This is a genomic window from uncultured Campylobacter sp., assembly GCF_937997405.1.
Classification (GTDB): Bacteria; Campylobacterota; Campylobacteria; order Campylobacterales; family Campylobacteraceae; genus Campylobacter_B.
Genome location: NZ_CALKTL010000012.1, coordinates 1 through 9,026, shown reverse-complemented (window position 1 = coordinate 9,026; position 9,026 = coordinate 1). Strand labels below are relative to the sequence as shown.

The window sequence follows — 9,026 nt, the reverse complement described above, 5'->3', positions numbered from 1 at the left end:
CGGTGTTGGCGTTGTCGATGATTCCGCAGCTGCAGTTTAATATGAAATTTATGCACTGAATTTGCTACGGAATTTCGACGTCAAATTTAAGCGTCGAAGCTTCGGCATTAAAATTTAGTCTTGAAATTTTGCCTCAGAATTCTGCTTCTCATTTGAAAATTGAATTTTAGGCAGAGCTATAACTACGATTTTAGCGGCAAATTTTATCGCCCCACACCAAAATTTTAAAGGAAAAATATGAAAAATTTAATCATTCTAGCTCATCCCGACATCGAAAATTCGCTCATAAACAAGCGGTTTTTGAAAGAGGCTGCCGCACAAAATTTCGCCGTGCGCGACCTGGCGTGCGAGTATCCTAGCGGCGAGATAGACGGCGAGCGCGAGCGCGCGATAATCAAAGCTCATGACGCACTGGTGCTGCAATTTCCGCTGCATAATTTCTCCTCGCCCGCGATTTTAAAAAGCTGGATCGATGCGACGATGACGTATGGATTTGCCTACGGACGCACGAGCGAGGGCATTCGTGGGCGCGCCGTGGCGCTGGCAGTGAGCGCGGGTATCAAGCGCGCCGACTACGCGCCTAGCGGGCGGTATCATTTCACGATGGAGCAGATTTTAGCGCCATTCGAGCTCGCATTCCGCTACTATTTTCATGCAGACTGGCGCGGATTTTTCGCGTTTTACGGCGCCTAGGAGACGCCGGGCGTCGATTACGAAAGCAGTGTCACGCAGATAGAAAAGGGCGCGGCGGAGTACGCGGAATTTTTAAAAAATTTAAGCACAAAGAGCGCGGATAAAAAATTTTAAATTAAAACAAGTGTTTTGCCTATAGCGGGTCTACTCGCATATATCTTGATAAAAATTTATGCTAAAATGCAAGCCCTCATTTTAGAGCTAAATTTTAAAATTTAAACCGCTCTTGATCTGGCTCGCAAGCTAGCTCAAAGCCTGCGCCTTACGGCTCAAGCGCTAGACGGCAGTTTTGTAGACAAATTTGCAACGGCGCAGAAAAGGATCTCGCACTGCACTCAAACACGAGATGGCAGAATTTACGAACTTAAAGTCTGCATTTTACGGCTCAAATGAGCAGGCTTTTAGGTTTCCGCCTGCCAAGCCCTTTTTAAACCACTCTTTGCGCTGTGCGGAGGTGCCGTGCGTGAAGGAATCGGGCACGACGCGACCGCTAAATTTACGCTGCAGCGTATCGTCGCCGATCGCGCTGGCGGCATTTAGCGCCTCGTCGATGTCGCCCGCCTCTAGCACGCGCCCGGCTTTTGCGAGATAATGGGCCCAGACTCCCGCGTAGCAGTCTGCCTGCAGCTCGACTTTGACCTGAAGCGCGTTTTGCTCAGCTTCGCTGCGAGCACGCCTTTTAAGAGCATTGACCTGCTCTAGCGTGCCGATTAAATTTTGAACGTGATGCCCTACTTCGTGCGCGATGACGTAGGCCTGCGCGAAGTCGCCGCCCGCTTTGTATTTGTTCGCAAGCTCGTCGAAAAAGCCGAGATCGAGATAAATTTTATGGTCCCTCGGGCAATAAAAAGGTCCCGTCTGCGCGCTTGCAAAGCCGCAGCCGCTTGCGATCTGATCGCGGAAAAGCCGAAGCCCCGGCTCCTCGTAGCGCGCGCCCGCACTTTTAAATATCTCGCCCCAAACGTCCTCGGTTTGAGCTAGCACCGCCGAGACGAAGGCGAGCTTTTCTTGCTCCTGCGGGCTATCGGTCGGCTCTCTTTGCGTACTGGCGCCTCCGTCTAAAAGCGCCAAAGGGTTGTAGCCCATAAAATACGCTACGACGCCGATTACGAGCACTATGCGTCCGATCTTTGAGCCGAGCAAAAATCTGATGATCGGAATCAGCATCCCAAGCGAGCCCGAGCTCGTGCGCATGCTGCTTGCGCGGTCATCCTCCACGTTTGAGCTTCGTCTGCCGTCTTGCCATTTCATGTTTTTCCTTTAAAATTTTTGAGCCATTATACTAAAATTTTAAAAAGAGCGCCGCCTTGCTTTTGCAAAAACAGTGCGCGCGTAGCGAAATAAATCTGAAATTTTGCTTATTTTAAATTTCTTTTAAGCTGTTTAAAATTTTAAATTCTATATAATCGCCCTTTTTAAATTTAAAAGAAAGGAGAATTTGTGGCAAAAGACGACGTCATAGAGATCGACGGCAATGTCATAGAAGCGCTGCCGAACGCGACTTTTAAGGTCGAGCTAGACAACAAACACGTGATTTTATGCCATATCGCGGGCAAGATGCGGATGCACTACATCAAGATAATGCCGGGCGATCGCGTAAAAGTCGAGCTGACCCCTTACAGCCTCGATAAAGGCAGGATCACCTACCGCTATAAGTAAGGATAAAGTTAAATTTAGATATACTCGCGATTTTGCGACTAAACTGTAGGAAGAAGTGTTTTCAAAATCCCCACTATTTTGAAAACAGTTGGTTTGATACTTTCGCTTTTGAAATTTCATTAAACCTAGGTGCAGTTTGCATTTAAAGTGGAGAAAATTTTAGGAGAGTGGAATGAAAGTTCGTCCATCCGTTAAGAAAATGTGCGACAAATGTAAAATTGTCAAGCGCAAAGGTGTTGTTCACGTTATTTGTGAAAATCCAAAACATAAACAAAGACAAGGATAAGTTATGGCTCGTATCGCAGGTGTAGATCTACCAAAGAAAAAAAGGATTGAATACGGACTAACTTATATCTACGGTATAGGTTTATTTACGTCGAGAAAAATTCTCGATGCGGCAGGAATTTCTTACGATAAAAGAGTCGCCGATCTGAGCGAAGATGAAGCCGCCGCTATCAGAAAAGAGATCCAAGAGCACTATATGGTCGAAGGCGATCTTCGCAAACAAGTGGCTATGGATATAAAAGCGCTTATGGACTTGGGCGGCTATCGCGGCTTAAGACACAGAAAGGGCCTTCCGGTTCGCGGTCAAAAAACAAAAACGAACGCCAGAACCAGAAAAGGCAAACGCAAAACCGTCGGCGCGGCAGCTAAATAAGGATTGAGATATGGCACAAAAAAAAGTAGTTAAGAAAAAAACCGTCAGAAAAAATATCGCCAAAGGCATAGTTTACATCTCCGCTACGTTTAATAACACTATGATAACCGTAACGGACGAGATGGGCAACGCGATCGCGTGGAGCAGTGCGGGCGCTTTAAATTTTAAAGGCAGCAAAAAATCCACCCCTTATGCGGCGCAGCAAGCCGTCGAGGACGCGTTAAACAAAGCCAAAGAGCACGGCATCAAAGAGGTAGGCGTCAAGGTTCAGGGTCCGGGAAGCGGACGCGAGACCGCCGTTAAAAGCGTAGGTAGCGTAGAAGGGATTAAAGTTACATATTTCAAAGATATCACTCCTCTTGCGCACAACGGTTGCAGACCGCCTAAACGACGTCGCGTGTAATTATAAAAGGAGAAATTTATGGCTAGATATACAGGACCGGTTGAAAAATTAGAAAGAAGGCTCGGCGTCGATCTATTTATGAAAGGCGAGAGAAGGCTTGCGGGCAAGAGCGCGCTTTTAAAACGCCCTTACGCTCCAGGTCAGCACGGACAAAGACGCGCTAAACTAAGCGAATACGGCTCACAGCTTCGCGAGAAACAAAAGGCTAAATTTATGTACGGCGTAAGCGAGAAGCAGTTTCGCAGACTATTTGCCGAAGCAGCTCGTAGAGAGGGTAACACCGGAGCGATCTTGGTTCAGCTTTTAGAGCAGAGGCTAGATAATGTCGTTTACCGCATGGGCTTTGCTACGACTAGACGATTTGCGCGCCAGCTCGTTACGCACGGACATATCTTGGTAGACGGCAAGCGCGTCGATATCCCTTCGTACTCCGTCCGCGCAGGACAAAAGATCGAAGTGATCGAGAAGAGCAAAAATAACCCGCAAATTTCAAGAGCGCTAGATCTTACGGCACAGACCGGCATCGTAGCGTGGGTAGACGTAGAAAAAGAGAAAAGATACGGAATTTTTTCTAGAGTTCCGGAGAGAGAAGAAGTTGTTATTCCTGTAGAGGAAAGATTTATCGTAGAGCTTTACTCGAAATAGTAGGTGCTAATATGAGAAAAATCACAACATCAGCTCATATGCCAACTGAAATAAAGGTTGAGAATGTCAGCGAAAATGTTGCTAAAATCATAGCATATCCCTTTGAAACGGGATATGCCGTCACTCTAGCTCATCCTTTACGAAGGTTACTTTATACGAGCACGGTCGGTTTCGCGCCGACTGCGGTTAAAATCGAAGGCGTAAGCCACGAATTCGACAGCATGCGCGGTATGCTCGAGGATATGGCGGCTTTTATCATAAATTTAAAAGGCTTAAGGTTTAAAATCAAGGGCGATTCCCTGCGCGAGGTCGTAGAATACAGCTTTAAAGGGCCTAAAGAAATTTACGGCAGCGACCTAAATAACGACGCCGTAGAGATCGTAAATCCAAGCGCTTATCTGGCTACGATAAACGAGGATGCCGATCTTAAATTTACGCTCATCATCGAAAAGGGCATCGGCTACGTCCCAAGCGAAGAGATCAGAGAAAATTTAGACGCTGATTTCATCGCGTTGGATGCGTTTTTTACCCCGGTAACTAAGGCTGTTTACGACATCGAAAATGTCTTTGTAGAGGACAATCCCGACTACGAAAAGGTGGTCTTTACGATCACTACCGACGGTCAGATCAGCGCGATAGATGCGTTTAAAAACGCACTTGAGGCGATGTATCAGCAGCTGGCGGTTTTCAAAGGCATCGTAAATATCAGCGCTGCGGACACTTTCGGTAGAGCGATCCCCGCAAATTCCGAATTTGCAAAGCTTTTTGAGAGCGTTAGCAATCTAAGCCTAAGCGCGCGAAGCTTTAACTGCCTGGATCGCGCGGATATTAGATTTATCGGCGAGCTTGCGATCATGGAGGAGAGCGAGCTGAAAGATCTTAAAAATTTAGGCAAAAAATCGCTTGAGGAGATCAAGGCCGTTATGGAGGAGATCGGTTATCCTATCGGCAACCAAGAGCTTGGCGATAAAAAAGAGCAGCTAAAACGCAAGCTCGAAGAGTTAAAAATTCAAAAACAAAAGAATGAAGGATAGTAAATGAGACACAACCACGGATATAGAAAGCTAGGGCGCACCTCGTCTCACCGCGCCGCGCTGCTTAAGAATTTGACTATCGCTATAGTCACGAGCGGCAAGATCGAGACTACGCTTCCTAAAGCCAAAGAGCTAAGAAGCTACGTAGAAAAGCTGATCACTCACGCGCGCAAGGGCGACAGCGAGGCGCATAGATTTGTTTTCGCGGCGCTTCAGGATAAGGCTGCGACAAATAAGTTGGTCACCGAGATCGCTCCAAAATATGCAGGTGTAAACGGCGGCTACACTCGCATCATCAAAACCCGCCTTCGCAAGGGCGACGCCGCAGAGATGGCTTATATCGAGCTAATCAGCAAATAAAATTTCGGGATCACTCCCGAAATTTCTTCTATGAAATTTAAAATTTTACTTCCGCTTATTATCATCGCTGCGGGCTTGGCGTGGGCATTGGACAATTATCTTAGCTATAAAAATATCGAAACGATCAACTCTGAAATTTCGCTAAAGCAAGCATTGAACGGCGAGCAAATTTCTAAAATCCGCGTCTATAAATCCAAACGAATTCTTGAAATTTTAACCTCAAAAGGCGTCGCGAAAAGCTACAAAATCGCCCTCGGACGCGAGCCTGAAGGGCACAAGGAGATTCAAGGCGACGGCAAAACTCCGGAGGGCAACTACACCATAAACGGTAAAAATCCAAACTCGGCGTATCATCTAAATTTAGGCATCTCCTATCCGAATAAAGCCGACGTAGCACACGCAAAATCCCTCGGCAAGAGCGCAGGCGGCGATATCAAAATCCACGGGCTACCGAATAAATTTAGCTACCTAGGGCAGAGTATCGCGGCGTTCGGCGACTGGACGGAGGGCTGCATAGCGCTCGTCAATGACGATATGGACGAGCTTTTTGAGCACGTAAAAATCGGCACGCCGATAGAAATTTTGCCGTGATTGCACACGCCTGCGCTAAAATTTCACAGCCGCGATCGATATAAAACGTAGCGTAAATTTCATCTGTGAGCTTCAAAACAATATTCGCCGCCCGGGCTTTTGTAGTCGTAAAATTTACGATTAAACTCGGAGTTTGTTTTTATAAAATTTAATCGTATCGGCGCTTATCCTAATTAAATTTAGACAGTTCCGCTTTAAATTTTACCTACCGCTCAAACGAAATTTCATCCCAAATTTATAGCGCAAATAGTCTAAATTTAAATATACGCAAGCCCGATTATTTGCGAGTTTCGTCCTTGCCGAATCGATAAAATTTTAAAATTGCGACTCGCCGTTCGTGGCGTATAAAATTCTTTGCGATCCATGGCGCAAAATCTGCGCCCTTGCGCAAAATTTCAGATTAAATTTCATCCCCGATAAGCCTTTTTTTATCGCTTTTAGATATAATTCGCCAAAACTAAAATAAGGAATTTTAATGATACCATTTACAGACGAAGAGCTTCTAGCCCCGGTACAAGGCAGCTTGGAGCTAATCCGACCGATGCTGCAAAACGACGGCGGCGATATGAAGCTTTTAGGCATAAAAAACGGCGTCGTCTATGTCCGCCTTACCGGGCATTGCCACGGCTGCGCGGCGAGCTCACAGACCCTAAAATACGGCGTCGAGCGCCAGCTTCGCATGGATATTCACCCCGAGCTTAGCGTCGTAAACATCCCCGAAGGCGAAGAGTTTGAACTATAAAAAACTGGGGCTCAAGGCCTTTTCGCGCGGAGAATTCGAGCTTGCGAAGCTATATTTTTCGCTCGCATACGAAAAAAGCGGCGAGGAGGAAATTCTATTTTTGCTTGAGCTTTGCCAGACTGCGCTGGCAGACCGCGAAGAGGCGCTTATGCTCTTTGATTTTTACAACCTCAGCCCAAAAACTCAAACCGCGGAGCTTTTTAAAATTTTAAACTCCATCAACGAAAAGATCGCGAATGAAGCGGCTTCCGAACCCGGCGCCGAGGATGAGATTGCCGTTATCGCGTATGCCGATTTTATGCGCGCGGTAGGCCAAAAAGGCTTTAAAGAAGCCTTCGAATCGATCATTTTTTCCTCCAAAATCGCCATTTCGGACAAAACCGAGATGATAGAATTTTTAGAAAATTTGATAGAAAACGGCTACTACGAAATGGGGCTTAATTACGTCGAGAGCTCGGCTGCCGCGTATGCAGGCGATGAGCGCTTCGAAGCGCTAATGCAAAAAATCAAAAATCATGAAAATACGACTCGAAAATAGCTTTATCACCGATAACTCCGCCGAGTGCGAGGCGGGCTGCTTTTTTATGCGCACGGACGCGAATGCTAAATTTGAACCCGAAGCGGCGCAAAAAGGCGCACAGATCATCTCTATCGCGCAAGCAAAGGAACTTTTAAATATTAATCCGCGCATCAAAATCGTAGGCATCACCGGTACGAACGGCAAAACGACGACCGCGGCGGCGATCTACTCGACGCTGCTGGATCTGGGCTTTAGCTGCGGCTTAAGCGGCACGCGCGGCGCTTTCATAAACGAGCGCAGGATCGACGAAAAGGGGCTTACGACGAGCTCGGTTTTTAAGACGATGAGCTATCTTTGCGAAGCTAGCAAGCAGGGCTGCGAGTACTTCGTTATGGAGGTTAGCTCGCATGCGATAGCACAAAACCGCATCGAAGGATTAGAATTTGCGCTTAAAATTTTTACGAATTTAAGCCAAGATCATCTCGATTATCACGGCAGCATGCAAGAATACGCTGCGGTCAAGAGCTCGTTTTTCGCAGACGACGCGCCAAAACTCATAAACGCCGACGACGGGCATATTAAATTTAACCCCGCAAACGCCCTTACCTACGGTATCAAAAACGCCGCTAACTTCGGCGTGAGCGGATACGGGCTAAAGGGCGGCATCGACGCACTCATACGTACGGCGCACGGCACGGCGCAGCTGCAAAGCGATCTCATCGGCGAGTTTAATCTCTACAACCTTACCGCGGCGTTTGCGGCGGTTAAAATTCTAACCGAGCTACCGAACGAAAAGATCGCGAAAGCCCTGGCAAACTTCGGCGGCGTCGAGGGTCGCGTGCAGGTCGTAAATAAAAACCCGCTTGTAATCGTCGATTTCGCCCATACCCCGGACGGCATCGAAAAGGTGCTAAACGCGCTGCGCGCAAGCGGCGAGATCATCGCGGTTTTCGGCGCGGGCGGCGATCGCGACCACGGCAAGCGTCCGAAAATGGGCGCCATCGCCGAGCACTTTGCTAAAATTTGTATCGTTACGAGCGATAACCCGCGCAGCGAGGATCCAGACGAGATCATCGAACAAATTTGCGCCGGCATGTGCCGAAAAGATAAAATTTTAAAGATCGCGGATCGCAAAGAGGCTATCGCGCGCGCGCTAGATCTTGCCAAAAACGGCGAGATGATCGCTATTTTGGGCAAGGGCGACGAGACCTACCAGGAGATCAAGGGCGTGAAGCATCCTTTCAGCGACAAACAGGTCGTGAGCGAGCTCGTCGCGGCGCGAGGCGAGTCAAATTTAGACTAAATTTAAAGGACGGCCGATGAAAATCGAAATTTTATCAAGCAAAATCCACCGCGCGCGCGTGACGGACGCCAACCTCAACTACGTAGGCTCCATTACGATCGGACCCGAGCTCATCGAGGCTGCGGGGCTTTGCGAATACCAAAAAGTAGAGATCCTAAACGTCAATAACGGCGAGCGCTTCGCTACCTACGTGATCCGCGGCGAGAAAAAGGGCGAGATCTGCCTAAACGGCGCAGCCGCGCGCAAAGTCTGCGTCGGCGACGTCGTCATCATCGTAGCCTACGCGCAGATGAGCGTCAAAAAAGCGAAAAATTTTAAACCAAAAATCGTGCAGGTAAACGAAAAAAACCAAATAACGGAGTAAAGATGTTCGAAGGAATGGATTTTTCGAAAATGGGGCAGATGCTCGATCAGATGC

General features: G+C 47.7%; 14 protein-coding genes. 13 read left to right on the top strand and 1 reads right to left on the bottom strand.

Going from position 1 to position 9,026, the window contains the following annotated elements:
• Window positions 1–237: 237 nt before the first annotated feature.
• Window positions 238–693, top strand: coding sequence for an NAD(P)H-dependent oxidoreductase (locus Q0372_RS00645; RefSeq protein ID WP_298101388.1), 456 nt, complete (start codon window positions 238–240; stop codon window positions 691–693).
• A gap of 378 nt (window positions 694–1,071) precedes the next feature.
• On the opposite strand, the gene Q0372_RS00640 is transcribed toward Q0372_RS00645, so the two are convergent.
• Window positions 1,072–1,944, bottom strand: coding sequence for a neutral zinc metallopeptidase (locus tag Q0372_RS00640; protein ID WP_298101386.1), 873 nt, complete (start codon window positions 1,942–1,944; stop codon window positions 1,072–1,074).
• 189 nt (window positions 1,945–2,133) lie between these two features.
• On the opposite strand from Q0372_RS00640, the gene infA reads away from it, so the two are divergent.
• The 12 genes from infA to panD all read left to right on the top strand — a co-directional run bounded on the left by infA (window position 2,134) and on the right by panD (window position 8,972).
• Window positions 2,134–2,352 (top strand): translation initiation factor IF-1, encoded by a 219-nt coding sequence (infA, locus tag Q0372_RS00635; protein ID WP_005869854.1) that lies wholly within the window; start codon window positions 2,134–2,136, stop codon window positions 2,350–2,352.
• Between the two features lie 172 nt (window positions 2,353–2,524).
• Window positions 2,525–2,638, top strand: coding sequence for a 50S ribosomal protein L36 (rpmJ, locus tag Q0372_RS00630; RefSeq protein WP_005869855.1), 114 nt, complete (start codon window positions 2,525–2,527; stop codon window positions 2,636–2,638).
• A gap of 3 nt (window positions 2,639–2,641) precedes the next feature.
• The gene (gene rpsM / locus Q0372_RS00625) at window positions 2,642–3,010 is read left to right on the top strand and encodes a 30S ribosomal protein S13 (protein ID WP_005869856.1); all 369 of its coding nucleotides are present in this window, start codon (window positions 2,642–2,644) and stop codon (window positions 3,008–3,010) included.
• Between the two features lie 10 nt (window positions 3,011–3,020).
• Window positions 3,021–3,413: a 30S ribosomal protein S11 gene (gene rpsK, locus Q0372_RS00620; protein ID WP_177387174.1), complete on the top strand. Its 393-nt coding sequence runs from the start codon at window positions 3,021–3,023 to the stop codon at window positions 3,411–3,413.
• A gap of 18 nt (window positions 3,414–3,431) precedes the next feature.
• Window positions 3,432–4,058 carry a 30S ribosomal protein S4 gene (gene rpsD / locus Q0372_RS00615; RefSeq protein WP_005869858.1) on the top strand — a complete coding sequence of 209 codons (627 nt, stop codon included), beginning with the start codon at window positions 3,432–3,434 and terminating at the stop codon, window positions 4,056–4,058.
• An 11-nt stretch (window positions 4,059–4,069) separates the two neighbouring features.
• The gene (locus Q0372_RS00610; RefSeq protein ID WP_298101384.1) at window positions 4,070–5,092 is read left to right on the top strand and encodes a DNA-directed RNA polymerase subunit alpha; all 1,023 of its coding nucleotides are present in this window, start codon (window positions 4,070–4,072) and stop codon (window positions 5,090–5,092) included.
• 3 nt (window positions 5,093–5,095) lie between these two features.
• Entirely contained in the window at window positions 5,096–5,452 is a 357-nt protein-coding gene (rplQ, locus tag Q0372_RS00605; protein ID WP_298101382.1) for a 50S ribosomal protein L17, read from the top strand.
• Between the two features lie 30 nt (window positions 5,453–5,482).
• Window positions 5,483–6,043: a L,D-transpeptidase family protein gene (locus Q0372_RS00600; protein ID WP_298101381.1), complete on the top strand. Its 561-nt coding sequence runs from the start codon at window positions 5,483–5,485 to the stop codon at window positions 6,041–6,043.
• Window positions 6,044–6,518: 475 nt separating this feature from the next.
• The gene (locus Q0372_RS00595; RefSeq protein WP_291938545.1) at window positions 6,519–6,785 is read left to right on the top strand and encodes a NifU family protein; all 267 of its coding nucleotides are present in this window, start codon (window positions 6,519–6,521) and stop codon (window positions 6,783–6,785) included.
• On the top strand, window positions 6,775–7,323 hold the full coding sequence (locus Q0372_RS00590) for a histidine kinase (RefSeq protein ID WP_298101379.1): 549 nt from the start codon (window positions 6,775–6,777) through the stop codon (window positions 7,321–7,323). The genes Q0372_RS00595 and Q0372_RS00590 overlap by 11 nt, the downstream gene beginning before the upstream one ends.
• Entirely contained in the window at window positions 7,301–8,608 is a 1,308-nt protein-coding gene (locus Q0372_RS00585) for a UDP-N-acetylmuramoyl-L-alanyl-D-glutamate--2,6-diaminopimelate ligase (protein ID WP_298101377.1), read from the top strand. Before Q0372_RS00590 ends, Q0372_RS00585 begins: the two co-directional genes overlap by 23 nt.
• A 16-nt stretch (window positions 8,609–8,624) precedes the next feature.
• Window positions 8,625–8,972 (top strand): aspartate 1-decarboxylase, encoded by a 348-nt coding sequence (gene panD, locus Q0372_RS00580; RefSeq protein WP_298101375.1) that lies wholly within the window; start codon window positions 8,625–8,627, stop codon window positions 8,970–8,972.
• Window positions 8,973–9,026 lie beyond the last annotated feature (54 nt).